Annotated in this window: 21 protein-coding genes and 1 pseudogene; 3 read left to right on the top strand and 19 right to left on the bottom strand. The window is 67.9% G+C overall.

The window, feature by feature from the left end; genetic code table 11:
* Positions 1-173: 173 nt before the first annotated feature.
* Entirely contained in the window at positions 174-641 is a 468-nt protein-coding gene (locus ACWPN7_RS31010; RefSeq protein ID WP_051658475.1) for a Ros/MucR family transcriptional regulator, read from the top strand.
* A gap of 81 nt (positions 642-722) precedes the next feature.
* Here ACWPN7_RS31010 and ACWPN7_RS31005 read toward each other — a convergent pair whose 3' ends face one another.
* The 3 genes from ACWPN7_RS31005 to ACWPN7_RS30995 form a co-directional block, all read right to left on the bottom strand.
* Positions 723-1898 (bottom strand): polysaccharide deacetylase family protein, encoded by a 1176-nt coding sequence (locus ACWPN7_RS31005; RefSeq protein ID WP_051658476.1) that lies wholly within the window; start codon positions 1896-1898, stop codon positions 723-725.
* Positions 1899-2196: 298 nt separating this feature from the next.
* The gene (locus ACWPN7_RS31000) at positions 2197-2853 is read right to left on the bottom strand and encodes a class I SAM-dependent methyltransferase (RefSeq protein WP_459197133.1); all 657 of its coding nucleotides are present in this window, start codon (positions 2851-2853) and stop codon (positions 2197-2199) included.
* Positions 2854-2988: 135 nt separating this feature from the next.
* Positions 2989-3912 (bottom strand): alpha/beta hydrolase, encoded by a 924-nt coding sequence (locus ACWPN7_RS30995; RefSeq protein WP_459197089.1) that lies wholly within the window; start codon positions 3910-3912, stop codon positions 2989-2991.
* Positions 3913-4014: 102 nt separating this feature from the next.
* Here ACWPN7_RS30995 and ACWPN7_RS30990 point away from each other — a divergent pair, with 102 nt between their 5' ends.
* Together ACWPN7_RS30990 and ACWPN7_RS30985 are read left to right on the top strand one after the other, a co-directional pair.
* Positions 4015-4410, top strand: a complete 396-nt coding sequence (locus tag ACWPN7_RS30990; RefSeq protein ID WP_051658477.1) for a PRC-barrel domain-containing protein — start codon at positions 4015-4017, stop codon at positions 4408-4410.
* A gap of 249 nt (positions 4411-4659) precedes the next feature.
* Positions 4660-5124, top strand: coding sequence for a hypothetical protein (locus ACWPN7_RS30985; RefSeq protein WP_492273660.1), 465 nt, complete (start codon positions 4660-4662; stop codon positions 5122-5124).
* A gap of 5 nt (positions 5125-5129) precedes the next feature.
* On the opposite strand, the gene ACWPN7_RS30980 is transcribed toward ACWPN7_RS30985, so the two are convergent.
* The 16 genes and pseudogenes from ACWPN7_RS30980 to ACWPN7_RS30905 all read right to left on the bottom strand — a co-directional run bounded on the left by ACWPN7_RS30980 (position 5130) and on the right by ACWPN7_RS30905 (position 25084).
* The gene (locus ACWPN7_RS30980) at positions 5130-5891 is read right to left on the bottom strand and encodes an SDR family NAD(P)-dependent oxidoreductase (protein ID WP_492273659.1); all 762 of its coding nucleotides are present in this window, start codon (positions 5889-5891) and stop codon (positions 5130-5132) included.
* Between the two features lie 157 nt (positions 5892-6048).
* Complete coding sequence (locus ACWPN7_RS30975) at positions 6049-7698, bottom strand: electron transfer flavoprotein-ubiquinone oxidoreductase (RefSeq protein ID WP_459197134.1); 1650 nt, start codon at positions 7696-7698, stop codon at positions 6049-6051.
* Positions 7699-7759: 61 nt separating this feature from the next.
* Positions 7760-8587 (bottom strand): universal stress protein, encoded by an 828-nt coding sequence (locus ACWPN7_RS30970; protein ID WP_040136410.1) that lies wholly within the window; start codon positions 8585-8587, stop codon positions 7760-7762.
* A gap of 31 nt (positions 8588-8618) precedes the next feature.
* Positions 8619-9518, bottom strand: a complete 900-nt coding sequence (locus ACWPN7_RS30965; protein ID WP_459197091.1) for a hydroxymethylglutaryl-CoA lyase — start codon at positions 9516-9518, stop codon at positions 8619-8621.
* 2 nt (positions 9519-9520) lie between these two features.
* Positions 9521-11524 (bottom strand): acetyl/propionyl/methylcrotonyl-CoA carboxylase subunit alpha, encoded by a 2004-nt coding sequence (locus ACWPN7_RS30960; RefSeq protein ID WP_459197092.1) that lies wholly within the window; start codon positions 11522-11524, stop codon positions 9521-9523.
* A 20-nt stretch (positions 11525-11544) separates the two neighbouring features.
* The gene (locus ACWPN7_RS30955) at positions 11545-12327 is read right to left on the bottom strand and encodes an enoyl-CoA hydratase/isomerase family protein (protein ID WP_040136414.1); all 783 of its coding nucleotides are present in this window, start codon (positions 12325-12327) and stop codon (positions 11545-11547) included.
* A gap of 17 nt (positions 12328-12344) precedes the next feature.
* Positions 12345-13952, bottom strand: coding sequence for a carboxyl transferase domain-containing protein (locus ACWPN7_RS30950; protein ID WP_349620048.1), 1608 nt, complete (start codon positions 13950-13952; stop codon positions 12345-12347).
* Between the two features lie 28 nt (positions 13953-13980).
* The gene (locus ACWPN7_RS30945) at positions 13981-15114 is read right to left on the bottom strand and encodes an acyl-CoA dehydrogenase family protein (protein WP_459197093.1); all 1134 of its coding nucleotides are present in this window, start codon (positions 15112-15114) and stop codon (positions 13981-13983) included.
* A 119-nt stretch (positions 15115-15233) separates the two neighbouring features.
* Positions 15234-16415, bottom strand: coding sequence for an acetyl-CoA C-acyltransferase (locus ACWPN7_RS30940; protein WP_459197094.1), 1182 nt, complete (start codon positions 16413-16415; stop codon positions 15234-15236).
* Between the two features lie 36 nt (positions 16416-16451).
* Positions 16452-17624, bottom strand: coding sequence for an isovaleryl-CoA dehydrogenase (locus tag ACWPN7_RS30935; RefSeq protein WP_040136421.1), 1173 nt, complete (start codon positions 17622-17624; stop codon positions 16452-16454).
* 232 nt (positions 17625-17856) lie between these two features.
* Positions 17857-19350 carry an aldehyde dehydrogenase family protein gene (locus ACWPN7_RS30930; RefSeq protein WP_145687651.1) on the bottom strand — a complete coding sequence of 498 codons (1494 nt, stop codon included), beginning with the start codon at positions 19348-19350 and terminating at the stop codon, positions 17857-17859.
* Between the two features lie 60 nt (positions 19351-19410).
* Positions 19411-20641: pseudogene (locus tag ACWPN7_RS30925) on the bottom strand (phenylacetate--CoA ligase family protein).
* 170 nt (positions 20642-20811) lie between these two features.
* Positions 20812-21672 (bottom strand): ABC transporter ATP-binding protein, encoded by an 861-nt coding sequence (locus ACWPN7_RS30920; RefSeq protein WP_040136428.1) that lies wholly within the window; start codon positions 21670-21672, stop codon positions 20812-20814.
* Between the two features lie 79 nt (positions 21673-21751).
* Positions 21752-23035 (bottom strand): ABC transporter substrate-binding protein, encoded by a 1284-nt coding sequence (locus ACWPN7_RS30915; protein ID WP_459197096.1) that lies wholly within the window; start codon positions 23033-23035, stop codon positions 21752-21754.
* A gap of 72 nt (positions 23036-23107) precedes the next feature.
* Positions 23108-24181: a branched-chain amino acid ABC transporter permease gene (locus ACWPN7_RS30910; protein ID WP_174441528.1), complete on the bottom strand. Its 1074-nt coding sequence runs from the start codon at positions 24179-24181 to the stop codon at positions 23108-23110.
* Positions 24182-24196: 15 nt separating this feature from the next.
* Entirely contained in the window at positions 24197-25084 is an 888-nt protein-coding gene (locus tag ACWPN7_RS30905) for a branched-chain amino acid ABC transporter permease (protein ID WP_040136435.1), read from the bottom strand.
* Positions 25085-25186 lie beyond the last annotated feature (102 nt).

The raw sequence follows: 25186 nt of genomic DNA, 5'->3' as shown, positions 1-25186 counted from the left end.
CAGCGATTTCATCACCGGAGCCTACTATTTCCGTTCGACTGGACGGCCTGTCCGCGTGTCCTGCATGAAACACATTACACATTTGCATGTTAAACCTGATGCACAGGCTTGCGCTTTGCGCATCACTTTGCCCATCCTCCGTTCTGGATCATTCGTTCTCGAAGGAAACTGACATGCAAAGCAGCGACACCGACGGTTCTGAGAATTCGGCCACCGATCTGGTCGCCATGACGGGTAAGATCGTTGCGTCTTATGTCCGCTCGAACCAGATCGCGGTGAATGATCTTCCGAACCTCATCCGGATCGTCCATCAAAGTCTGTCGGGCACGGGCCGTCCGGTGGAGCCGGAGGCGGTGGAACTGCGTCCTGCCGTACCGGTGAAGAAGTCGGTGATGCCGGACTACATCGTTTGCCTTGAGGACGGCAAGAAGCTGAAGATGCTGAAGCGCTATCTGCGCACGGCCTATGGCATGACTCCGGACGAATACCGTCGCAAGTGGGGCCTGCCCGCGGATTATCCGATGACCGCCCCGAACTATGCGGAGCAGCGTTCCGCCTTCGCCAAGTCGATCGGTCTCGGCAAGAAGGCCGCCGCTCCGGCCAAGCCGGCCCGCCGCGGCCGCGCCAAGAACGTCGCCTGATCGCGCATCCGTTCCGAACCGCCCCTTTCCCGACATCCGGGAGGGGGGCAGCGGGTGCATTTCACCCTGTTTACCCCGGCCTCAGCGCTGCGCGATGCGCGGCGTGGCGAGGCTGTTCAGGCTGGTGATCCATTCCGACAGGGTGACGAAGCGGCAGCCGCGCGTGCGCAGCAGGCCGATGGCGCGGGGGAGGGCTTCCGCCGTCGCGTTGTAGGTGGTGTGCATCAGGACGACGCTGCCGATGGTGCCGGTGGCTTCAAGCTGCGCCATGATCTTGCCGGCGTCGCGGGTGAACCAGTCGCGCGTGTCGACGTTCCACAGCGCGGGGCTCATCTTTTCCTGGTCGACGGCGGTCAGCGTGTCGCTGTTCCAGCGCCCGGCGGGCGGACGGAACAGCACCGGGTCGGCGCCGGCCTGGGCCAGGATGCGATTCGTTTCCGCGATCTGCGCGCGTTGGGCCTCGGTGCTCAGGGTGCGCATGTTCGGGTGGGTCAGGCTGTGGTTGCCGACCTCGTGTCCCTCCTGGACGATTCGCTGGATGATCCGTGGGTGGCGGACCGCGACGTTGCCGATCGGGAAGAAGGTCGCCCGGACTCCCTCGCCGCGCAGGATGTCGAGGATGCGCGGGGTCACGGCCGGGTGCGGCCCGTCGTCGAAGGTCAGGGAGCAGAGGTTCCAGCGGCTGGCCTTCAGCGCCCCAATGTCGACCCGCGCTTCGTTGCCGGGGACGATGGCGGCGATTCGCGACAGACGGGACGCCTGCCGCTCGATCTCCTGCATTTCCCGGCTCTGGTCCGGGCTGTAGGTGACGACGCCGTTGTGGTCGTTGTCCTCCGGTGCGGCGGTGGGGGCGGCGGCCGGTTGTTCGGCGGCGTCCACCACGAGGCAACTGCCGCCGCCGCCGACGATCCGGCGGCAGACGAAGTTGGGGTCGAGGTCAGGCAGGGGCGCGGCCCGCAGGACGAAACCGGAATCGGGAAGGTCGGGCCGTTGCTGGGAGACTCGGGGAACGAGATCGGCGACCATGTCCGGCTGGCGCCGGACGATCGCTTTCCAGGCAACCCAGGCGTCGGCTTCCGTCCGGTAGACGCCGAATTGCAGCATCTTGACCGCTTGCCCGTCCGCGTCCTTGCGCAGCGTGGTGACGGTGGAGAGATGCGGTTGGTCCGCGGCCTGGGACGGATCGGCGAACGGGCCGCAGACCATCGCCGCCAGCAGGCCGGCGGTCAGAAAACCGAAGCTCTTTCGCCTCCGCATCGGTATGAGGGCGAAGCTATGGACGGAAGAGAGGCCCGAACCTGACATCATGTGCGATCGACCATCAACATCGCCGCGGTGAGATCGGGTGTGGGCGATACCTCTTATGGAATAGAGCAAAATTTAGGATGTCTCCATAAGGATCGTCGTCGAAGTGATGTTGTCACGGCTTTCTTCGGCTTATTTTCCATAACATACCTTATGGAATTTATGCGCTCATGCGGGAGCAGGGCGTGTTGCGACGCGCCGACTTTGGCATCGTGCATCCGCTTTCCGCCCCGGCTGGGCCGCCGACCGCTCAGCGCCGCCGCAGGAGGGTCACGCCGTCCCCCACCGGCAGCATGCACAGGGCAACCCTCCCGTCGTTCAGACGGGCCGCGTTGAAGGCGCGAATGGCCTCGGTCTTGTGCTTGCGATCATCGGGGTCGGCGACTCGCCCGCGCCACAAGGTGTTGTCCACCACGATCAGGCCGCCGCGCCTCACGAGGCGCAGGCTCCGCTCGTAATAGGCGTCGTAGTTTTCCTTGTCGGCGTCGATGAAGGCGAAGTCGAACGAATCGCCCGCGCCTTCCGCGATGAGTTTGTCGAGACTGCCCAACGCCGGTCCGATGCGCAGGTCGATCTTGCCCGCGACCTTGGCCTCGGACCAGATCGCGCGGGCCTGGGCCGTCCACTGCTCGTTGATGTCGAGGCTGACGACCCGGCAATCCTCCGGCAGGGCCAGCGCCACCGCCAGCGCGCTGTATCCGGTGAAGGTCCCGATGTCCAAGGTTCGGCGCGCGCCGATCATTTCCACCAGGAACGCCAGAAGTTGCCCTTCCTCCGGTGCGATCTGGTAATGGGCCTCGGTCATTGTGGCCGTCTCGGCGCGCAGCTTCGCCTGGATGGCGGTCTCGCGCAGGGAAGCGTCAAGCATGTACCGGTAGATGGGCTCGGGCATGAAGATCGACTGCACGGTCAAGGAATCCGCTCCCCTCGTCTGACTGCCCGCGTCATGCGGACGCCGGTTCACATGTGGGGTTCACATGTGGGGAGCGCAGGGCAATTCGGAAGATCGCCCGGTGGCTGCGCGACTGCGCCGCTTCCCAAATCAGTCCGGGCTTCGCCCGAATGCGAAGCGCAGGGTGTCGGCCACGGCCAGCGGCAGCATGGAGCCATGGCTTTCCTCGGCGAAGTCATGGAAGGCGAGTCGCAAACCCGGAACCGTCGCCAGGGTGGCCGCGACCTCCCTCCCCGTCTGCCCGGAGCGCAGGCGCTTCAGCCGCTCGGCGTCCGCCGGCGGCAACGGACGTTCCACCAGCTTCCCGGACGTCTCGATCAGCAGCGCCGTGCCGGGCGGCACGCCCTTGCCCTTCGACCGCTCAAGGAACGCCGCCTGCTCTCTCAGGATGGCCTGCCCGCTCCACCAGATCGCCGGGTCGGCCGCGACGTAGGTCTGGAACAGGTCCCCCTTGGTGTAGAGAACGTAGAGGGAGAACAGCCCGCCCAGCGAATGGCCGAACAGGGTCCGGCGCTGCGGGTCGATGGGCAGGCGCGTTTCGACCGCCGGAATCACCTGCGTCTCGACGAAGGTCAGGAAATCGTCGCGCCCGCCGGTTTCGATGACGGAGGTTCCGTCCCGCGACGGTGGAATGAACTCCGGCGGGGTCGGTGGGGTCAGGTCGCGGTAGCGGCGGAGGATGTCGAACGGCCCGTCGATCGGATAGCCGATTCCGACGATCACCGCAGAACCGTAGGGCTCCGGCGGATTCGGACCGATGACCTTTTCCATCATCGGCACGGTCGCGTTGCCGTCCAGGAGGTAGATGACCGGATAGCCGCCCGGTGGTGGCGCTTCCGCGGGGCGGACGAGAAAGACCCGGTAATCCTGGCCCATCCGGTCGGCGCGCAGGTCAAAAGACTCCACCTTGCGGGCCTCCTTCACGGTTTCGGCCGTCACGCTTTGCGCCTGCGCGGGTTGGACGCCGAAGCCGGACAAGGCCACCAGCAGCATGGTCGTGGCAAAGCGGAGCATTGGCGGTTCCTGTGCAATCGGACGATGTGCACCGGCGGGTCGGATGGAACCGTGCCGGCGACCCCATGTTGTTGCACGGTCAGCAGCAGGAGAGCAAACGCGATGAGAAAGCTCCTTTCCGCAACGGCGGTCGCCCTCGTCATGGTCGCGGCCGGACCCTCGCTCGCCCAGCAGAGCGCCGCCATCGCCAACCCGGCCAACGCCTATCGGGAGGTGAAGGACGACAACGTCATGGTGCCGTCCCTCAAGCGGACGGTCGGGCAGCTGGACGACATGGATGTGCTGGGACCGGACGGCACGAAGATCGGCGAGGTGGAGGAGGTGCTGATGGACGCCTCCGGGCAGCCGGTCGCCGTCGTGGTGGATGTGGAGCATGGCGTGGGGATCGGCGACAAGGAGGTGATCGTCGGGCTGGACCAGCTTCGCGACGACGGGCGGACCCTGACGACCGCGCTGACGAACGCGCAGCTCGGCACCCTGCCGATTTGGGACGATTGAGGCGGAACTGGTCCGGACGGACAGCGGCGCTGATCGCCCATTGGTTGTCCTTTCCCCCTTTTCGCTGCATCTGCAGACGCGGTGCGGAGAAAAGGGGAAAGGGCGATGGTGGTTTCGCTGTCCCGGTGTCGATTTTCATGGCGCGCCCTCCCCGCCTGTCTGGCGATCCTGATCGGTGCCGGCCTCCTCGTTCTGCCCGCCCAGGCACAGACGATCGCACCGAAGGACGCGGTGGGACGGCGTCAGGCCATGCCCCTTCCTGACCACCGGCGCCCTGTTCCGGCTGGCCGCAAAGGGGCGGAGACCAAGCGCACCGCCTATGGCGCCGGCACGCCGGAGGAGCGGCGCGCCATCCTCGACGAATTGGCGGGAGTTCCCCTGCCCTCCCCGTCCGACCTGCTGCCCAGGGCGACGTGGTGGGACGCCGAATGGTATCTGACCGCGCGGGAGCTGTGCGGCCTGCTGCTGGAACTGCGAGACGATCCGGCGCTGAACGGCTCTCCCGAGCCGCTGGTGGCGGTCGAGGGCTGGCGGTGGACCGGCTACAAGGGTGGTTCGGAGGTCGGCGTGCTCAACCTGTCGGCCGCCGGCATCACCGCCGATGGCCGGGTGGTCTGCGCCATCCTCACCGCCAACGGCGACCGGCTGCAGCCGGAGGACCGCCTCGCCCGGCTCTTCTCCACGCTGTTCCGCAGCGCGGAGAAGAGCCGGTAAGGGCCTTACTGTGGCGCCATGCGGATGGCGCCGTCCAGCCGGATCACCTCGCCGTTCAACATTTCGTTCTCAAGAATATGCTGCACGAGGCGGGCGTATTCGGAGGGCTGGCCGAAGCGCTTCGGGAAGGGCACCGTGGCGGCGAGGCTGTCCTGCACCTCCTGCGGCATGTTCAGCAGCATCGGCGTGCCGATCAGGCCGGGCGCGATGGTCATGACGCGCACGCCGCTGCGCGCCAGATCACGGGCGGCGCAGATCGTCAGGGCGACGATGCCGCCCTTCGACGAGGCGTAGGCGGCCTGCCCGATCTGGCCCTCATAGGCGGCGACGGAAGCGGTGTTGACGATCACCCCGCGCTCCCCCAATTCCAGCGGGTCGAGCGTGCCCATGTCCGCGGCGGCAAGGCGCAGCATGTTGAAGGTGCCGATCAGGTTGACCTCGATCACCTTGCGGAAGTCGTCCAGCGCCATCGGACCGTCGCGCCCGACGATCCGCTTGGCCGGGGCGACGCCCGCGCAGTTCACCGCGATGCGGGCCGGGCCATGGGCCGCGCGGGCCTCGGCCACGGCCTTCTCCGCAGACTCCGCGCTCGACACGTCGCAGAGCAGCCCCAGGCCGCCGATCTCCTCGGCCACCTGCTTGACCGCCGCCTCGTTCATGTCGAGCACGGTGACCTTGGCGCCCAGCTTCGCCAGATGGCGCGCGGTTTCCGCCCCCATGCCGGAGGCGCCACCGGTGACGATGGCGGCCTGACCGTTGATCTGCATCGCGCTTTCTCCCTGATGTCGTTATTGAAGTCCCCTCTCCCCTCTGGGGAGAGGGTTAGGGTGAGGGGGGTGCGCTTATGCCGGACGCTTCAAATCGCTCATCCCCCTCACCGGCCCTCCGGGCCACCCTCTCCCCAGAGGGGAGAGGGTTGAGGCGTCACATCCCGCCCGGATAGTTCGGGCCGCCGCCGCCCTCGGGGACGACCCAGTTGATGTTCTGGGTGGGGTCCTTGATGTCGCAGGTCTTGCAGTGCACGCAGTTCTGCGCGTTGATCTGCAGGCGCGGGTCGCGGCCGTCCTCCGCCCGCACGATCTCGTACACGCCCGCCGGGCAGTAGCGCGTCTCCGGCGCGTCGTAGAGCGCCAGATTGACCGCGATCGGCACCGACGCGTCCTTCAGCGTCAGATGCGCCGGCTGGTCCTCCTCGTGGTTGGTGTTCGACAGGTACACCGAGGACAGACGGTCGAACGACACCACGCCGTCCGGCTTGGGATAGGCGATCTTCGGCATCTCCGACGCCTTCTTCAGCGTCTCGTGGTCGCCGTGCCGGTGGTGCAGCGTCCACGGCGACTTGCCCTTGGTCGCCGTCTCGTAGGCGGCGTTGGCCAGACCTGCCCACAGACCCTTCTGGAAGCCGGGGCGGATGTTGCGCACCGCGTGCAACTCCGACCACACCCAGGACGCCTTCAGCTTCTCCGGATAGGCCACCGCCTCGCGCGCCGGAGCCTCGGCGGAGAGCAGCTCATGCACCGCTTCGGCCGCCAGCATGCCCGACTTCATCGCGGTGTGGTTGCCCTTGATCTTGGGCACGTTGAGGAAGCCCGCCGCGTCGCCGACGATCACACCGCCGGGGAAGGTCAGCTTGGGGATCGACTGGAAGCCGCCCTCGCTGAGCGCCCGCGCGCCGTAGGCGATGCGCCGCCCGCCCTCGAAGGTCGGACGGATCGCCGGGTGGGTCTTGTAGCGCTGGAACTCCTCGAACGGCGACAGGTGCGGGTTTTCGTAGTCCAGCCCGACCACGAAGCCGACCGACACCAGGTTGCCCTCCATGTGGTAGAGCCAGGAGCCGCCGTAGGTCTTGGGGTCCATCGGCCAGCCGATGGTGTGGACGATCAGGCCGGGCTGCGACTTGGCGGGATCGACCTCCCACAGCTCCTTGATGCCGATGCCGTAGGTCTGGGGATCGGCGTCGCGGCGCAGGTCGAAGCGCTCGAACAGCGTCTTGGTCAGCGAGCCGCGGCAGCCCTCGGCGAAGATGGTCTGCTTGGCGTGCAGCTCCATGCCCGGCGTGTAGTTGGCGGTCTTCTCGCCGTCCTTGCCGATGCCCATGTCGCCGGTGGCCACGCCCTTGACGGCGCCCGTGTCGTCGTAGAGCACCTCCGCCGCGGCGAAGCCGGGGTAGATCTCCACACCCAACTCCTCGGCCTGCCCGGCCATCCAGCGGGCGAGGTTGCCGAGGCTGATGATGTAGTTGCCGTGATTGTGCATCTGCGGCGGGGCGAAGGGCGACTTCAGCGCCTTGGTCTCGGTGAGGAAGAGGAAGCGGTCCTCGCGGGCCGGGGTGGTCAGGGGCGCGCCCTTCTCCTTCCAGTCCGGGATCAGCTCGTCGAGGGCGTGCGGCTCGAACACCGCGCCGGAGAGCAGGTGGGCACCGACCTCCGAGCCCTTCTCGACGACGCAGACCGACAGTACCTGCCCCGCCTCGTTGGCGAGCTGTTTCAGGCGGATGGCCGCGCTCAGGCCCGACGGGCCGGCTCCGACGACAAGGACGTCGTACTCCATCACCTCGCGCGGGTCGCGAGCCATCTCGTCAGCCATTTCTTCTTCTTTCCTTGTTTCGTGCGAACAACGTTTCGGGCGAACACACTCAGTGCGACAACAGAACGGGAAGGGTCATCTGGCGCAGGATTTGGCGGGTGTTGCTGCCCCGCCCGAACAGCGGGAACAGCGAGCCGCCATAGCCGCCGAAGCCGCCCATCACCAGAAGATCGGCGCCATGGTCGGACGCGCGCGACAGCACGGCGTCCATGGGGGTCATGCTGGCGATGGTCATGCGTTCCTGTATGGCCGTCACGCCGTGGCTCGCCAGATGCTCCAGGATATCGACTTGCGGGACGTTGCCGCCCCCCTCCGCCCGCGGCTGGGTGTGGAAGGCGAGCAGGAGCACGGAACTCGCCTGCTTCAGCAGCGGCAGCGCGTCATTGACGGCGCGGGTGGCCTCGCGGCTGCCGTTCCAGGCGATCACCGGGCGGTCGGCGAGCTGCGGGTAGCTGCCGCTGTGCGGCACGACCAGGATCGGGCGCCCGGCGTTCAGCACCACCTCTTCGAGCAGGTCCGCCGGAACGCGGCTGTCCTCCGGGTCGTGCTGGCCGAAGACGGCGAGGTCGACGTAGCGCGAGCAGATCACCGTCTCGGCGATGACATGGCCGTACTCGCCGTGGCTGAGCTGCCACCAGCGGGTGGTCACCCCGGCCTCGCGGGCCTTCTCCTCGAACAGCTCCCGCGCCCGCTGCGCCGCCTGGGTCAGCGCCGGGCCGGCCTTGCGCGTGACGATGCCGGCGCCGGAGCTGTCGCTCTGCGCGAACAGGCCGGTCAGCGTGGCGCCATGCTTCTGCGCCAGGGTCAGGGCGACGGTCAGCCGCTCCCCGCAGCGGTCGCTGTCGTCCACATGCACCAGCAGGTTCGTGAAGCTCATGGCGCCCTTCCCTTCCCTCTTTCCCCGTGTTTTACGCACATCCCCGCGCGCGGGCGACCTTCGAGGCGGTCGGGCGGGCGATGGCATCGCTGATATAAGCGCCAGCCACCACCAGCCGGTCGAGGTCCACCCCCGTCCCGACGCCCAGCCCGTTCAGCATGTAGAGCACGTCCTCGCTCGCCACGTTGCCCGACGCCCCCTTGGCGTAGGGGCAGCCGCCGAGCCCGGCGACCGAGCTGTCCACCACCGCCACGCCCATCTCCAGCGTCGCCAGGATGTTGGCGAGCGCTTGGCCGTAGGTGTCGTGGAAATGCACGGCGATGCGGTCCATCGGCACGCGCTCCGCCACCGCGGATATCATCGCCTGGGCCTTGGCCGGCGTGCCGGTGCCGATGGTGTCGCCGAGGGAAACCTCGTAACAGCCCATGGCGAGCAGCCGGCCGGCCACCTCGGCCACCGCCGCCGGGGCGATCTCCCCCTCGTAGGGGCAGCCGAGCACGCAGGAGACGTAGCCGCGCACCGGCACCCCCTGCGCCTTCGCCTGCTCCAGCACCGGAACGAAGCGGTCGAGGCTTTCGGCGATGGAGCAGTTGATGTTCTTCCGGCTGAAGCTCTCCGACGCGGCGGCGAAGACCGCCACCTCGTCGGCGCGGGCGGCGAGCGCACCCTCCAGCCCCTTGGCGTTCGGGGTGAGCGCGACGTAGCGCACCCCCTCCTTGCGCCGGATGCCGGCGAAGACGTCCGGCGTGTCGGCCATCTGCGGAACCCATTTGGGCGACACGAAGCTGCCGGCCTCGATGGCGGTCAGCCCGGCGTCGGTCAGCCGGTCGACCAGACCGATCTTCACCGCCGTCGGGACGATCTGCTTCTCGTTCTGGAGGCCGTCGCGCGGGCCGACCTCCACCATGCGGACGCTTTTCGGCAGGCGCATGCTCATCCCTCCGCCACGTCGAGGACCAGCAGGTCCACGCCTTCGGACACCTGATCGCCCGCCGCGAAGTTGACGGCGCTGACCGTGCCGGCGGCGGGGGCCTTGATGGTGTGCTCCATCTTCATCGCTTCCAGCAGCATCAGCGGCGCGCCCGCCTCCACCGTCTGGCCCGGCTCGACCAGGACGCGGACGACGGTGCCCGGCATCGGCGCGGTCAGGCGGCCGGACCCGCCCTCCTGCTCCGCGGCGCGGGCGGTCGGGTCGTCGAGATGCAGGCGCCACACCACTCCGTCCGACAGGATGGTCAGGTCCAGACCCTGGCAGACCACCGTGGCGCGGGTGCGCACCGCGTCGATGGTGGCGGTCAGCGTCTCGCCGTCGAGCGTCACCCGCTCCGCCCGGATGGCCGGGCGGCCCTCCACCTCGATCTCGTAGCCGTCGGGGCGGAAATGAAGGGTCAGGCCGCGCGGCGTATCGCCGTCGAGCAGGCGCAGGTCGTGGTGGTTGTCGTCGTTGAGGCGCCAGCCACTGGCCGACAGCCAGGGCGACCAGGGGTCCGACGCGGCGCGGCGGGCCTTGCGGGCCTCCGCGTTGCGGCGGAGCAGGACACTGAGCGCCGCGATGGCCAGCCCGCGGTCCGGCACCGGGGCCGGCGGAGGCAGCAGGTCGGCGCGGTGCCGCTCGATGAAGCCGGTGTCGATCTCCACCGCGCGGAAGGCCGGATGCCCGGCGATGGCGCCGAGGAAGGCCACGTTTGTCGTGACGCCAACCACCTCGTAGGCGGCGAGCGCCACGCGCAGGCGGCGGAGTGCTGCGTCGCGGTCCTCGTCCCAGACGATCAGCTTGGCGATCATCGGGTCGTAGAACATGGTGACCTCGTCGCCCTCGCGGACGCCGGTGTCCACCCGGACATGGTCGTTCTCGGCGGGCGGGCGCAGGCGGACCAGCTTGCCGATGGCCGGCAGGAACTCGCGCTGCGGATCCTCCGCGTAGAGGCGCGCCTCGAAGGCGTGGCCGCGGCGGGTGAGCTGGTCCTGCATCAGCGGCAGCGTGCCGCCGGCGGCGACGCGCAGCTGCCACTCGACGAGGTCCTGGCCGGTGATCTTCTCGGTCACCGGATGCTCGACCTGGAGGCGGGTGTTCATCTCGATGAAGTAGAAGCCGCCGTCCTCGTAGAGGAATTCCACCGTGCCGGCGCCGACGTAGTTCACCGCCTTGGCGGCGGCCACCGCGGCCTCGCCCATGCGGCGGCGCAGGTCGTCGGGCAGCGCCGGGGCCGGAGCCTCCTCGATCACCTTCTGGTGGCGGCGCTGGATCGAGCAGTCGCGCTCGAACAGATAGACGCCGTTGCCGTGGGTGTCGCAGAAGACCTGGATCTCCACATGGCGCGGGCGGCCCAGATACTTCTCCAGAAGCACGCTGTCGTCGCCGAAGGCGGCCTTCGCCTCGCGTTTGGCGCCGGCCACCGCGTCGGCGAACTCGCCAGGAGTGCGGACCACGCGCATGCCCTTGCCGCCGCCGCCCGCCGACGCCTTGACCAGCACGGGATAACCGATGCGCTCGGCCTCCGCGGCCAGCGTCTCCAGGTCCTGGGCCTCGCCGTGGAAGCCGGGGACCAGCGGCACGTCGGCCTGCGACATCACGCGCTTGGATTCCGCCTTGGAGCCCATGACGCGGATGGCCTCGATCGGCGGGCCGATGAAGACCACGCCGGCCTCGGCGCAGGCCGCCGCGAAGCCGGCGTTCTCCGACAGGAAGCCGTAGCCGGGATGGATGGCCTGGGCGCCGGTGCGCTTGGCGACCTCAAGGATCGCGTCGCCGCGCAGGTAACTCTCGCCGACCGGCGCCGGGCCGATGCAGACGGCCTCGTCGGCGATTTCCACATGCATGGCGCGGGCGTCGGCTTCCGAGTACACGGCGACGGTGCGGATGCCCATGCGGCGGGCGGTGCGGATGACGCGGCAGGCGATCTCGCCACGGTTCGCGATCAGAATCTTGTCGAACATGCCTGTCTCAACCATGGGACTCAGCTCCGCCACGCCGGTTCGCGTTTCTCCAGGAAGGCGCCGACGCCCTCCCTTCCCTCGTCGCTCGCGCGCTGGCGGGCGATGCGCTCCGCCGTGTCGCGGACCAGCGCGTCGTCCAGCGGACGGCGCGCCACGGCGCGGATCAGCTCCTTCGCCGCGGTCTGGGAGGCCGGGCCGCATTGCAGGAGATTGCGCACCATCACCTCGACCGCCGCGTCCAGCTCCGTCGCTTGCACGGTCTGGTGCAGCAGGCCGAGCCGCAGGGCCTCGGCGGCGGAGAATCGCTCCGCCGTCAGGAAGTAGCGGCGGCAGGCGCGCTCGCCCATCGCGGCGACGACGTAGGGGCTGATGACCGCGGGGATCAGGCCCAGCCGCACCTCGGTCAGGGCGAAGCTGGCGGTCTCGGCGGCTATGGCGATGTCGCAGGAGGCGACCAGCCCCACCCCGCCGCCGAAGGCCGGACCCTGCACTACGGCGATGGTCGGCTTCGGGCATTCGTCCAGCGTGCGCAGCATGGTGGCGAGGCCCATGGCGTCCTCGACGTTCTCGCCATGGCTGTAGCCCGCCATCTTTTTCATCCAGCCAAGGTCGGCTCCGGCGGAGAAGCTCTTGCCCGCGCCGCGCAGCAGGATGGCGCGGACGTCCGGGTTCGATCCCAGGCTGAGGAAGGCGTCGGTCAGATCGGCGATGACCCGCTCGTTGAAGGCGTTGTGCACCTCCGCCCGGTTCATCGTGACGGCGGCGACGCCGCTGGCGGCGATGTCGATCAGAATGTCGCTCATGCTCGTCGTTCCCCCGCTCACATCCGGAACACGCCGAAGGTGGTCTTCTCGACCGGGGCGTTCAGCGACGCCGACAGGCCGAGGCCGAGCACCATGCGGGTGTCCGCCGGGTCGATGATTCCGTCGTCCCACAGCCGGGCGGAGGCGTAGTAGGGATGGCCCTGGTGTTCGTACTGCTGGCGGATCGGCGCCTTGAAGGCCTCCTCCTCCTCCGGCGCCCAGCTCTTGCCCTGGGACTCCATGGCGTCGCGCCGCACCTGGGCGAGCACGCCCGCCGCCTGCTCCCCGCCCATGACGGAGATGCGCGAGTTCGGCCACATCCACAGGAAGCGCGGGGAATAGGCGCGCCCGCACATGCCGTAGTTGCCGGCGCCATAGCTGCCGCCGATGATGACGGTGAATTTCGGCACCTTGGCGCAGGCGACGGCGGTGACCAGCTTCGCGCCGTCCTTGGCGATGCCGCCCGCCTCGTACTTCCGCCCGACCATGAAGCCGGTGATGTTCTGGAGGAAGACCAGCGGAATGCCGCGCTGACAGCACAGCTCGACGAAATGCGCGCCCTTCAGGGCGGATTCGCTGAACAGGATGCCGTTGTTGGCGATGATGCCCACCGGATAGCCGAAGATGTGGGCGAAGCCGCAGACCAGCGTCGTGCCGTAGAGCGGCTTGAACTCGTCCAGCACGGAACCATCGACCACGCGGGCGATGACCTCGCGCACGTCGAAGGGCTTGCGCGGGTCGCTGGGGATCACGCCGTAGAGTTCGCGCGGGTCGTAGGCCGGCTCCTGCGGCTCGCGCAGGTCCATGTCGATGCGCTTGCTGCGATTCAGGTTCGACACGACCTTGCGCGCCATGGCGAGCGCGTGGGCATCGTTCATCGCGTAATGGTCGGTCACGCCGGAGGTGCGGGAGTGCACGTCCGCCCCGCCGAGGTCCTCCGCCGACACCACCTCGCCGGTCGCCGCCTTCACCAGCGGCGGGCCGCCGAGGAAGATGGTGCCCTGGTTGCGCACGATGATCGCCTCGTCCGACATGGCGGGCACATAGGCGCCGCCCGCCGTGCAGCTTCCCATCACCACGGCGATCTGCGGGATGCCCTGCGCGGACATGTTGGCCTGATTGAAGAAGATGCGGCCGAAATGGTCGCGGTCGGGGAACACCTCGTCCTGGTTGGGCAGGTTGGCGCCGCCCGAATCCACCAGATAGATGCAGGGCAGGTTGTTCTGTTGCGCCACTTCCTGGGCGCGCAGGTGCTTCTTGACGGTCAGGGGGAAGTAGGTGCCGCCCTTCACCGTGGCGTCGTTGACGACCACCATGCATTCCTGCCCGGCCACGCTGCCGATGCCGGTGATGATGCCCGCCGCCGGGATGTCGTCGTCATAGACCTTGTGGGCGGCCATCTGCGACAGCTCCAGGAAGGGCGATCCCACGTCGAGGAGCTGGCGGATGCGCTCGCGCGGCAGCAGCTTGCCGCGGGACAGGTGCTTATCGCGGGCCTTGGCGCCGCCGCCCTGCTTGATCGCGCCCACCTTCTCGCGCAGATCGGCGACCAGGGCGGACATGGCGTCGGCGTTCGTCTGGAACTCGGCGGAGCGCGGGTTCAGGGCGCTCTTCAGGACGGTCATGGCCGTCGTCCTCCCGTCTCTTCTTGTTCTACTGCATCAGGGCACGGCTGATGACCAGCCGCTGGATGTCGCTCGTGCCCTCGTAAATCTGGCAGACGCGCACGTCTCTATAAATGCGCTCCACCGGGAAATCGTTCAGGTAGCCGTAGCCGCCATGGATCTGGATGGCGTCGGAGCAGACGCGCTCGGCGATCTCCGAGGCGAACAGCTTCGCCATGGCCGCTTCCTTCAGGCAGGGCTCGCCGGCGTCGCGCAGGGAAGCGGCGTGCAGGACGAGCTGGCGTGCGGCCTCCACCTTCGTCGCCATGTCGGCCAGCCGGAAGGCCACCGCCTGATGCTGGATGATCGGCACGCCCATGCTCTGGCGCTCCTGGGCGTAGCGGGTGGCGTGGTCGAGCGCGGAACGCGCCATGCCCACCGACTGCGACGCGATGCCGATGCGCCCGCCCTCCAGGTTGGCGAGCGCCACCCGGTAGCCGCCGCCCTCCGCGCCCAGCATCAGGTCGGCGGGGATGCGGCAGTCCTCCAGGACGATCTGGCAGGTGTCGGAACAGCTCTGGCCGAGCTTTTCCTCGACCCGCGCGACCTGGAAGCCGGGGGTATCGGTCGGCACGACGAAGGCGGTGATGCCCTTCTTGCCGGCGTCGGGGTCGCTGACCGCGAAGACGATGGCGACGTCGGCGTTTTTCCCTGAGGTGATGAACTGCTTGGTGCCGTTGAGAACCCAGTGGTTGCCGTCGCGGCGGGCGCGCGCCTTGATGGCGGCGGCGTCGGACCCTGCCTGCGGCTCCGTCAAGCAGAAGCAGCCGAGCTGCTCGCCGCGGGCCATCGGCTTCAGGAAGCGCTCCTTCTGCTCGGCGCTGCCGAACTTCAGGATCGGCATGCAGCCGACGGAGTTGTGCACGCTCATGATGGTGGAGATGGCGCCGTCGCCCGCCGCGATCTCCTCGATGGCGAGCGCGTAGGCGATGTGGTCGGTGCCGGCGCCGTCGAACTCCTCCGGCACCAGCATGCCCATCAGGCCGAGCCGGCCCATCTCGGCCAGCTCCTCCTTGGGGAAGGCGCCGGTGCGGTCGCGCTCGGCGGCGGTGGGCGTCAGCCGCTCCGCCGCGAAATCCCGCGCCATGTCGCGCACCATCCGCTGCTCTTCCGTCAGCCGCATTGCTTTCCCTCCCGCACGCTTTCTGCCCCCTCCCCACCCCTCCCCCGCTGCGCGGTGGAGGGAGCTTGATCCCCTCTCCCGCGAAGCGGGGGAGGGTTAGGGAGGGGGCACGGTTTGCCTTACACCAGCTCCACCGCCACAGCCGTGGCCTCGCCGCCGCCGATGCACAGCGAGGCGACGCCGCGCTTCAGCCCGTTCTTCTCCAGCGCCGCCAGCAGCGTGACGAGGATGCGCGCCCCCGACGCGCCGATGGGATGGCCGAGCGCGCAGGCGCCGCCATGCACGTTGATCCTGTCGTGCGGGATGTCGAGTTCGCGCATCGCCGCCATGGCGACCACGGCGAAGGCCTCGTTCAGCTCGTAGAGGTCCACGTCCTTGGCCGACCAGCCGGCGCGCTCCAGCACCTTGTTGATCGCACCGACGGGAGCGGTGGTGAACCAGGCCGGGGCCTGAGCGTGGTTGGCGTGGGCCTTGATCTCGGCCAGAATCGGCAGGCCCAGCTTCTCCGCGTTCGACCGCGTGGTCAGCACCAGCGCCGCCGCACCGTCGGAGATGGAAGAGGCGTTGGCCGCCGTCACCGTGCCGTCCTTGGCGAAGGCGGGCTTCAGCGTCGGGATTTTGGCCGGGTCGGCCTTCAGCGGCTGCTCGTCCTTCTCCACCACCGTGTCGCCCTTGCGGCCCTTCACCGTGACCGCGGTGATCTCCTTGACGAAACTGCCGTCCTCGGTGGCGCGGCGGGCGCGGTTCAGGCTCTCGATGGCGTAGTTGTCCTGCGCCTCGCGGGTGAACTGGTAGTGGGTGGCGCATTCCTCCGCGAAGGTGCCCATCAGGCGCCCGCGGTCGTAGGCGTCCTCCAGCCCGTCGAGGAACATGTGGTCGAGCACGCGGCCATGGCCCATGCGGTAGCCGCCGCGCGCGCGGTCCAGCAGGTAGGGGGCGTTGGACATGCTCTCCATGCCGCCGGCCACCATGATCTCGGCCGAGCCGGCCTTGATGAGGTCGGTGGCGAGCATCACCGCCTTCATGCCCGACCCGCAGACCTTGGAGATGGTGGTGCAGCCCGCGGCTTCCGGAATGCCGGCGCTGATCGACGCCTGACGGGCCGGCGCCTGCCCCAGACCGGCGGGCAGGACGTTGCCCATGAACACCTCGTCCACGGCGTCCGGCTTCACGCCGGCGCGCTCCAGCGCCGCCTTGATGGCGGCGGAACCGAGCTGCGGCGCGGTCAGCCCCTGCAAGTCACCCTGGAAGCCGCCCATCGGCGTGCGGGCGGCGCCCGCGATCACAACGGTATCGGTCATGCTCTTTCCCTTCCCTCCGGCCTTGCGCCGTTTTCCTTAGGCCGTTTCCTTGAACAGCTCGCGCCCGATCAGCATGCGGCGGATCTCGCTGGTGCCGGCGCCGATTTCGTAGAGCTTGGCGTCGCGCAGCAGGCGGCCCGTCGGGTATTCGTTGATGTAGCCATTGCCGCCCAGAGTCTGAATGGCCTCCAGCGCCATCCAGGTCGCCTTTTCGGCGGCGAAGAGGATCGCCCCGGCGGCGTCCTTGCGGGCCGTCTCGCCGCGGTCGCACGCCTTGGCGACGGCGTACACGTAGGCCTTGGCGGCGTTCATGATCGTGTACATGTCGGCCAGCTTGCCCTGCATGAGCTGGAACTCGCCGATCGGCTGGCCGAACTGCTTGCGGTCGTGCAGGTAGGGAACCACCACGTCCATGCAGGCCTGCATGATGCCGAGCGGCCCGCCAGCCAGCACCGCGCGCTCGTAGTCGAGGCCGGACATCAGCACATTCACGCCGCGCCCGACGCCGCCCAGGATGTTCTCCTCCGGCACCTCGCAGTCCTCGAACACCAGCTCGCCGGTGTTGGAGCCGCGCATGCCCAGCTTGTCGAGCTTCTGCGCGACGGAGAAGCCCTTGAAGGACTTTTCGATCAGGAAGGCGGTGATGCCGCGCGGGCCGGCGTTGACGTCGGTCTTGGCGTAGACCACCAGCGTGTCGGCGTCCGGCCCGTTGGTGATCCACATCTTCGTGCCGTTCAGCACGTAGCGGTCGCCCTTCTTCTCGGCGCGCAGCTTCATCGACACGACGTCGGACCCGGCGTTCGGCTCCGACATGGCGAGCGCGCCGATGTGCTCGCCGGAGATCAGCTTGGGCAGGTAGCGGCTCTTCTGCTCCGCCGTGCCGTTCTTGCGGATCTGGTTGACGCAAAGGTTGGAATGCGCGCCGTAGCTGAGGCCGACCGAGGCCGAGGCGCGGGAGATCTCCTCCATCGCCACGACATGCTCCAGATAGCCCATGCCGGCGCCGCCGTATTCCTCCTCCGCCGTGATGCCGAGCACGCCGAGGTCGCCGAACTTCCGCCACAGCTCGTTCGGGAACTCGTTGGTCCGGTCGATCTCGGCGGCGCGGGGCGCGATCTCGTCGGCGGCGAAGCTGCGCACGGTGTCGCGTAGCATGTCCGCGGATTCGCCGAGGTCGAAGTTCAGGGTCGGATACTGGTTCGACAGCATGGTGTTGGCGCTCCCCCCGGAGGTCTGTTCTTCGCTCTCGCCATACGGCGACGTATGGAGCCGTACGGTAGCGTATGGAAACGGGCGTGACAAGGCCTTCTAGCCCTCTCCCCTCCGGGGAGAGGGTGGCCCGAAGGGCCGGTGAGGGGGATGTGCTTGGCGGTACGTCCGGCAAAAGCGCAACCCCCTCACCCTAACCCTCTCCCCAGAGGGGAGAGGGGACAGAAAGTCATCACTTCATGTTGATGATGATCGTCTTCTTGTGGGTGAAGTGTTCCAGCATCGCTTCCAGCGAGGCTTCCTTGCCGAGGCCGGACGATTTCACGCCGCCGTAGGACAGGTTCGGCTGCACGACCAGATTCTGGTTCACTTGCACGAATCCGGCCTCCAGCCGGTGCACCGCGTCCATCGCCACCTTCAGGTCGCGCGTCCAGATGGTCGCGGCAAGACCGTATTCGGTGTCGTTGGCCTGGGCGATGACCTCTTCATAGTCGGTCCAGCGGATGACGCAGCAGACCGGGCCGAAGATTTCCTCCTGCGCGATGCGGTCGCTGTTCTTCACGCCGGTGAAGATGTGCGGCTGCACGTAAAGGCCCTTGGTCAGCTTCGGATCGGACGGCATGGCGGAGCAGACATGCGGCGTCGCCCCGCCCTCCTTGCCGATGGCGATGTAGCTCTGCACCCGGTCGAGCTGCTGCGGCGAGACGATGGTGCCGATGTCGGTCGACTCGTCCAGCGGGTCGCCCATCTTCATCGCGTTCACCTTCTCCTTCAGCTTCTCGACGAAGGCGTCGTGGATGCTGTCATGGACGAAGATGCGCGACGACGCGGTGCAGCTCTGGCCCTGGCGGGTGAAGCGCATGCCGGCGATGGCGCCCGCGATCGCCTGATCCAGGTCGGCGTCGCCGCAGACGATCATCGGGCTCTTGCCGCCCAGCTCCAGCGTCACCGGGATCAGCTTTTCGGCGGCGGTCTTGTAGACGATCTTGCCGGTCTCGACGGAGCCGGTGAAGGTCACCTTCTTCACATCCTTGTGCGCCACCAGCGGGGCGCCGCATTCCGGGCCGTAGCCCGAGAGGATGTTCACCACCCCCGCCGGAATCACCGTGTTGATGAGCTGCACGACGCGCAGAACGGCGAGTGGCGCCTCCTCCGCCGACTTCACCACCACGGCGTTGCCCGCAACCATTGCCGGGGCGATCTTCAGCGCCATCAGCAGCAGCGGCACGTTCCACGGGATGATCGCGCCGACCACGCCCACCGGCTCGCGCACGGTCATGGTCAGCATGGACGGGTTGAAGGGGATGGTTTCGCCCTTCAGCTCCGGCGCCAGACCGCCGAAGAAGACGAAGGCGTCGGACAGGACGCCGGCCTCGACGCGCGATTCCGTGCGCAGGGCCTTGCCGGTCTCCAGCGCGATCAGCTTGGCGATTTCCTCCTTGTGGGCATCGAGCACGCGCCCGCATTCGGCGACCAGCTTGCCGCGCTCGCGCACCGGGCGCTTGGCCCATTCCTTCTGCGCGGCCACCGCGGCGGCTACCGCGGCGTCCACGTCCGCTGCCTCGCCGAAGGCGGCCTCGGCCACCGTCTCGCCGGTCGCCGGGTTCACGACGGGGAAGCCCTTACCGGAGGAGGCCGGGCGGAATTCGCCGCCGAAGAAATGCTTGCCCGACAGCTCCCTGGCGAGCGCGAAGGGGTCGAGCTGGAGGTCGGTGCTGACGCTCATGTCGAAAAGGTCCTCGTGTGTATCGGGTCGGTTATCGTTGTTGTCGGCTATCACTGGTTCTCAGGCGCGGGCGTCTTCGATGACCTTGCCGTCGTTGGGCAGGCTGCCGGGGGCCGCGAACTCCACGACACCCTTCAATTTGGTGACGGCGGCCAGAGTTTCACGCACCGACGCCGCCAAAGCCTCGCCGGACTCGGGCGACTCGCAGCGCAGGGTCATGGTGTCGTTGGCGTCCTGCCGCCCGACGACGAGGCGGGCCTTGCCGATCTGCGGGTGGCGGCGCAGCACCTCGGCGATCTGCTGCGGGTGGACGAACATGCCCTTGACCTTGGTGGTCTGGTCGGCGCGGCCCATCCAGCCCTTCAGCCGCATGTTGGTGCGCCCGCAGGGGCTTTCGCCGGGCAGGACGGCCGACAGGTCGCCGGTGGCGAAGCGGACCAGCGGATAGGCTTGGTTGAAGGTGGTGACGACGACCTCCCCCACCTCGCCCGCCGGCACGGGATCGCCGGTGCCGGGGCGGACGATCTCCACGATCACGCCTTCCTCCACCACCAGCCCGGCACGGGCCGGAGTTCTCATAGGCAACGAGGCCGAGGTCGGCGGTGCCGTAGCTCTGGTAGGCGGCGATGCCGCGCCCCTCGTAATAGGCGCGGGCGTCTGGCAGGAAGGGACCGCCGGTCAGATGGCCGATCGCGATGGAGGACAGGTCCAGCCCCAGCTCATCGCCCTTCTCCAGGATGATCTTCAGGAAATCGGGCGTGCCAATGTAGGCCCGCGGCTTGAGATGGGCGGCCACCTGGGCCTGCATCTCCGTGTTGCCGACGCCGGCGGGGATGACGGCGCAGCCCAGCGCGTGCGCGCCCGTCTCGAACATCGAGCCGGCGGGCGTCAGGTGGTAGGCGAAGCAGTTCTGCACGAGGTCGCCGCCGCGGATGCCCGAGGCGTAAAGCGCCCGTGCGGTGCGCCAGGGGTCCGTGCCGTGCGCCTCCGGATCGTGGATCGGGCCGGGCGAGGCGAAGACGCGGGCCAGCCGCCCGATGGCGACGGTGGTCATCCCGCCGAAGGGCGGCGCGTCCTTCTGCAGCGCGATCAGGTCCGACTTGCGGGTGACCGGCAAGGTGGCGAGCGACGCGCGGTCACCGACGGCGGCGGGGTCCACATCGCCCAGCAGGCGGGTAAAGTAGGGTGCGTTCGCCTTGGCGTGGGCGATCTGCGCCGGCAGCGCCGCGAACAGCTCCGCCTCGCGCCGGTCGGGGGAGCGGGTTTCGAGTTGATCGTAAGTGTCGGACACCGATGCCTCCCGGCTGTTTTTCTTCTTCTCCCCTCTCCCGCCCCGGGAGAGGGTGGCCCGAAGGGCCGGGTGAGGGTGCCGCCAACGGTCGGCGCCTTTCTTCCTGCTAGACCCTCGCCCTTCCCACTTCGTGGGCCCCTTCCCTCTCCCGGGACGGGAGAGGGCATAACTCAAATCCAGCGCTTCCGGCGCTTGAAGCTCTTGAGATTCTTGAAGCTCTTGCGCTCTTCGTTGCCGCCGCCGAGGTAGAATTCCTTCACGTCCTCGTTGTTGCGCAGCTCTTCGGCGGTGCCGTCGAGAACGACCTTGCCGTTCTCCATGATGTAGCCGCGCGTCGCGGCCTGGAGCGCCATGCGGGCGTTCTGCTCGACCAGCAGGATGGTGACGCCCAGGTCCTTGTTGATCTGCCGGATGATGCTGAAGACCTCCTTCACCATCAGCGGCGACAGGCCCATGGACGGCTCGTCCATCAGGATCAGCTTCGGCCGGGCCATCATCGCGCGCCCGATGGCCAGCATCTGCTGCTCACCGCCCGACAGGTACCCGGCAAGGCCGGTGCGCTCCTTCAGGCGGGGAAAGTAGTGATAGACCATCTCGATGTCGTCCTTCACGCCGCCGTCGCGGCGGGTGAAGGCGCCGAGGCGCAGATTCTCCTGGCAGGTCATGTCGCCGATGATGCGGCGGCCCTCCATCACCTGGAAGATGCCGCGCCGGACGATCTGGTCGGGGTCGATGCCGTTGATGCGCTCACCCCCGAAGGAGATGTCGCCGCGCGTGACCTCGCCGTCCTCGGTCTTCAGCAGCCCGGAGATGGCCTTGAGCGTCGTCGATTTGCCGGCGCCGTTGGCGCCCAGCAGGGCGACGATCTCTCCCTCCGGCACCTCCAGGCTGAGGCCGCGGAGCACCAGGATGACGTCGTTGTAGACGACCTCGATGTTGTTGACGGACAGCAGCGGCGCCTTGGCCGTGCCGGGAACCGGCGCCGGAGCGCTGGCGGGATTGACCGCGGCGGTCGCGGTGGCGGCGTTCATGATGCGGCACCTGATGCAGTGAGACGGGACGGGTGCCCCCGTCGCCGCCCTTTCACGGCGACGACGGAGGCGGTCCGGCTTACCAGCCCAGCCACTCCGGCTTGCGCGGGACGTCGACGGTGGCGATCTTCTCCAGCTTGATCGTGCCGGCCTTCACCAGATCGTCCACCGAGCCGCCGGTGTCGCCGGACACGTTGGCGCGGTACAGGTTGACCTTGTCCATGCCGCGGTGGTCGGTCTCGGTCCAGGTCGACGGCACGCAGACCCCCTCCAGGCCCGCCGGCACCCAATCCTTCTTCTGGTACATGCCCTTGCGGATGTTCGGGCCGGTCACGCCGCCGTTCTGCTTCGCCCAGTCCATCGCCTCCTTCATGTAGAAGGCGGAGCAGATGCCCGACACGTAGTGCACCGGACGGTAGGCGGTGCCGGCGGCGTCGGAGACCTTGGAGATCTCCTTGACGATCTTCATGCCCGGCGCGTCGCCGCCCCAGATCGCCGCGGTGCGCACCGGGAAGATCACGCCGTTGGCGGCCGAGCCGGCGGCCTTGGCCGCGTTCTCGTCCATGCCCCAGACGTTGCCCATGAACTGCACCTGCGCGCCGACCGTCTGGCAGGCCTTCAGGACGGAGATGTTGGAGCCCGCCGTGTTGCCGAGATAGGCGTAGTTGGCGCCGGCCTGCTTCAGCGTCAGGCACTGGGCGGTGTAGTCGCCCGGCGTCAGGGCGAACTGCACCGCCGGCAGGACGTCGAAGCCCAGCTCCTTGGCGAGCTGCTCACCGGCTTCCTTCGGGGCGTTCGGGTAGGGGTGGTTGGCGCCCATGTGGACGTACTTGGGCTTGCCCGAGCCGCCCTTCTTCTTCCAGTCCTCGGCCGCCCACATCAGCATGGCGCGCAGGCCGTCGGAGTAGGACGGGCCGTAGAAGAAGTTGTAGGGGGCCGGCTTGGAGCCGTGCGGGCCGTTGCCGGTCGGGTCGGTCAGGTGGCCCGAGTAGGAACCGGAATAATAGGGGATCTCGTCCTTGCCGACGAAGCCGGTCAGCGCCTCGGTGTCGGCGGTGCCCCAGCCCTGGATCGCCGCGACCTTGCCGCTGCCCGACGACCACTTCTTGTACTGGCTGATGGCGCGCGGCGCCTGATAGCCGTAGTCCACCGTCTCGACGTCCATCGTCGTGCCGGCGATGCCGCCGTTCTTGTTGATGTAGGCGAGCGCGTCGGCGACGCCCTGGCCGAAGGGCACGCCCACGTCCGACGTGGCGCCGGACTGGTCGGCGAGATGGCCGACCGGGATCTTCTGGGCGTTGGCGGCCCCGGTGCCGAGCAGGACGACGGCGGCGGACGCCAGCAGGACGGTCTTCATGGTCATGGTGCGTTTTCTCCCAGTCGTTATGTTTTTCAGAAGCCGATGTGCGAGAGGCATGCCAGGGCGAGAAAGGCCCTAGTGCGAGAACGGGTAGAGCTTCCAGTAGGCTTTGATCTGCTTCCAGCGGTGGGCCAGCCCGTCCGGTTCGAAGACCAGGAACAGGATGATGACCAGACCGATGGCCATTTCGCGCAGGAAGGCGATGGCCTCCCTCAGGTTCAGCGCGGCGTCAATGGCGGTGCCGGACAGCGCCGTGGTGATGGCCTGCATCACCTCCGGCAGCAGCACCATGAAGGCGGTGCCCATCAGCGACCCCATGATCGAGCCCAGGCCCCCGATGATGATCATGCCGAGGAACTGGATCGAGAAGAGGATCGTGAAGCCCTCCACCGACACGAACTGCAGATAGTGGGCGTAGAGCGCGCCGCCGATGCCGGCGTAGAAGGACGAGATGCCGAAGGACATCGTGCGGTACTTGGTTAGGTTGATGCCCATGATCTCGGCGGAGAGATAATGGTCACGCACCGCCACCAGCGCCCGCCCGTCGCGCGACCGCATCAGGTTGGTCGCCAGGATGTACATGACGACCACATAGACCAGCACGACGTAGAAGAAGCTCTCGTCGGTGTCGAAGGCGTATCCGAACAGGCTGAACGGCTCCGCGATCGTGCCGGCGGTGCCGCCGGTGAACCAATCGGCGCGCGAGAAGAAGTCCTGGAGGATGTACTGCGCCGCCAGGGTGGCGATGGCGAGGTACAGGCCCTTCAGCCGCGCCGCCGGGATGCCGAACAGCATGCCGACCGCGGTGGTCATCACGCCGGCCAGCGGGATGGCGAGCGCCACCGGGATGCCGAAGCTGTTCGACAGCCACGCCGAGGAGAAGGCGCCGAAGCCGAAGAAGGCGGCGTGCCCGATGGAGATCTGGCCGGTGAAGCCGACCAGGATGTTCAGCCCCAGCGCCGCGATGCCGAGATAGCCGATCTGGATGCACAGGTTCAGCCAGTAGCGGTCCATGAAGGCCGGGCAGAGCAGAAGCAGCGCCACGCCCAGGATCGCGAAGTTGCGGCTGGTCTTGGTCGGGAAGATGGTCGTGTCGGCGGCGTACCGGGTCTTGAAGTCGCCGCTGGGGATGAGACTGATGTTCGCCATGGTTGCGGCCGCTCCTTACACGCGCTCGATGTCCTTGGTGCCGAAGAGGCCGTAGGGCTTGATCATCAGGATGACGATCAGGACGTAGAAGGGGGCGATCTCGTACATGTTGCCCCAGTTCAGCCACTGGCTGTCCAGGTAGTGCGCGAGATTCTCCAACACGCCGACGATCAGCCCGCCCAGCACCGCTCCGGCCACGCTGTCCAGCCCGCCGAGGATGACTGCCGGGAAGACCTTGATGCCGAAGAAGGAGAGCGCCGAGGACACGCCGTTGACGACGCCGACCGTGACGCCGGCCACCGCCGACACCATGGCGGAGATGGCCCAGCTCATCGCAAACATGTGGCGGACGGAGATGCCCAGCGATTGTGCCACCTGCTGGTCGAAGGCGGTCGCACGCATCGCCAGACCCATCCGCGAGTATTTGAAGAACCAGCCGAAGCCCGCCATGATCAGCAGCGAGATGACCAGGCTCATCACGTAGACGGTCTGCACGTCGAGCCCGAGGATGTTCACGGTCGGGCTGGCGAAGATGGTCGGGAACGGCTTGGCGAAGACGCCGAACATCCACTTCATCAGCGCCTGGAAGAAGATCGACAGGCCGATGGTGACCATGATGACGGAGATGATCGGTTCCCCGATCATCGGCCGCAGCACGACGACCTGAAGCACGATGCCGAAGACCAGCATGAAGGCCAGCGTGATCGGGAAGCCGATCCAGAAGGGCAGCTGCCAGGAGGTCAGCAGCCACCAGCAGGTCCAGGCGCCGATCAGCAGGAATTCGCCCTGGGCGAAGTTCACGATGCGGCTGGCCTTGTAGATCAGCACGAAGGACATCGCCACGACGCCGTACAGCGCGCCGACGATCAGTCCGTTGACGAGAAGCTGGAAGAGCAAGGTCATGGCGTGGCCTCGTCTTTGTTCCCTCTCCCCTCTGGGGAGAGGGGTAGGGTGAGGGGGTTCAGGAGGGACCGGAAAGTTCGGCAAATGCCGAACCCCCTCACC

Source organism: Azospirillum sp. UENF 312511 (genome assembly GCF_058780635.1).
This window is presented reverse-complemented; position numbering and strand designations above follow the sequence as displayed.

What these genes read in the sequence shown, in the direction of transcription:
- ACWPN7_RS31010 (WP_051658475.1), top strand. Translation starts at nt 174, where the DNA reads ATGCAAAGCAGCGACACCGACGGTTCTGAGAATTCGGCCACCGATCTG.
- ACWPN7_RS31005 (WP_051658476.1), bottom strand. Translation starts at nt 1,898, where the DNA reads ATGCGGAGGCGAAAGAGCTTCGGTTTTCTGACCGCCGGCCTGCTGGCG.
- ACWPN7_RS30995 (WP_459197089.1), bottom strand. Translation starts at nt 3,912, where the DNA reads ATGCTCCGCTTTGCCACGACCATGCTGCTGGTGGCCTTGTCCGGCTTC.
- ACWPN7_RS30990 (WP_051658477.1), top strand. Translation starts at nt 4,015, where the DNA reads ATGAGAAAGCTCCTTTCCGCAACGGCGGTCGCCCTCGTCATGGTCGCG.
- ACWPN7_RS30985 (WP_492273660.1), top strand. Translation starts at nt 4,660, where the DNA reads ATGCCCCTTCCTGACCACCGGCGCCCTGTTCCGGCTGGCCGCAAAGGG.
- ACWPN7_RS30980 (WP_492273659.1), bottom strand. Translation starts at nt 5,891, where the DNA reads ATGCAGATCAACGGTCAGGCCGCCATCGTCACCGGTGGCGCCTCCGGC.
- ACWPN7_RS30975 (WP_459197134.1), bottom strand. Translation starts at nt 7,698, where the DNA reads ATGGCTCGCGACCCGCGCGAGGTGATGGAGTACGACGTCCTTGTCGTC.
- ACWPN7_RS30970 (WP_040136410.1), bottom strand. Translation starts at nt 8,587, where the DNA reads ATGAGCTTCACGAACCTGCTGGTGCATGTGGACGACAGCGACCGCTGC.
- ACWPN7_RS30965 (WP_459197091.1), bottom strand. Translation starts at nt 9,518, where the DNA reads ATGCGCCTGCCGAAAAGCGTCCGCATGGTGGAGGTCGGCCCGCGCGAC.
- ACWPN7_RS30960 (WP_459197092.1), bottom strand. Translation starts at nt 11,524, where the DNA reads ATGTTCGACAAGATTCTGATCGCGAACCGTGGCGAGATCGCCTGCCGC.
- ACWPN7_RS30955 (WP_040136414.1), bottom strand. Translation starts at nt 12,327, where the DNA reads ATGAGCGACATTCTGATCGACATCGCCGCCAGCGGCGTCGCCGCCGTC.
- ACWPN7_RS30950 (WP_349620048.1), bottom strand. Translation starts at nt 13,952, where the DNA reads ATGACCGTCCTGAAGAGCGCCCTGAACCCGCGCTCCGCCGAGTTCCAG.
- ACWPN7_RS30945 (WP_459197093.1), bottom strand. Translation starts at nt 15,114, where the DNA reads ATGCGGCTGACGGAAGAGCAGCGGATGGTGCGCGACATGGCGCGGGAT.
- ACWPN7_RS30940 (WP_459197094.1), bottom strand. Translation starts at nt 16,415, where the DNA reads ATGACCGATACCGTTGTGATCGCGGGCGCCGCCCGCACGCCGATGGGC.
- ACWPN7_RS30935 (WP_040136421.1), bottom strand. Translation starts at nt 17,624, where the DNA reads ATGCTGTCGAACCAGTATCCGACCCTGAACTTCGACCTCGGCGAATCC.
- ACWPN7_RS30930 (WP_145687651.1), bottom strand. Translation starts at nt 19,350, where the DNA reads ATGAGCGTCAGCACCGACCTCCAGCTCGACCCCTTCGCGCTCGCCAGG.
- ACWPN7_RS30920 (WP_040136428.1), bottom strand. Translation starts at nt 21,672, where the DNA reads ATGAACGCCGCCACCGCGACCGCCGCGGTCAATCCCGCCAGCGCTCCG.
- ACWPN7_RS30915 (WP_459197096.1), bottom strand. Translation starts at nt 23,035, where the DNA reads ATGACCATGAAGACCGTCCTGCTGGCGTCCGCCGCCGTCGTCCTGCTC.
- ACWPN7_RS30910 (WP_174441528.1), bottom strand. Translation starts at nt 24,181, where the DNA reads ATGGCGAACATCAGTCTCATCCCCAGCGGCGACTTCAAGACCCGGTAC.
- ACWPN7_RS30905 (WP_040136435.1), bottom strand. Translation starts at nt 25,084, where the DNA reads ATGACCTTGCTCTTCCAGCTTCTCGTCAACGGACTGATCGTCGGCGCG.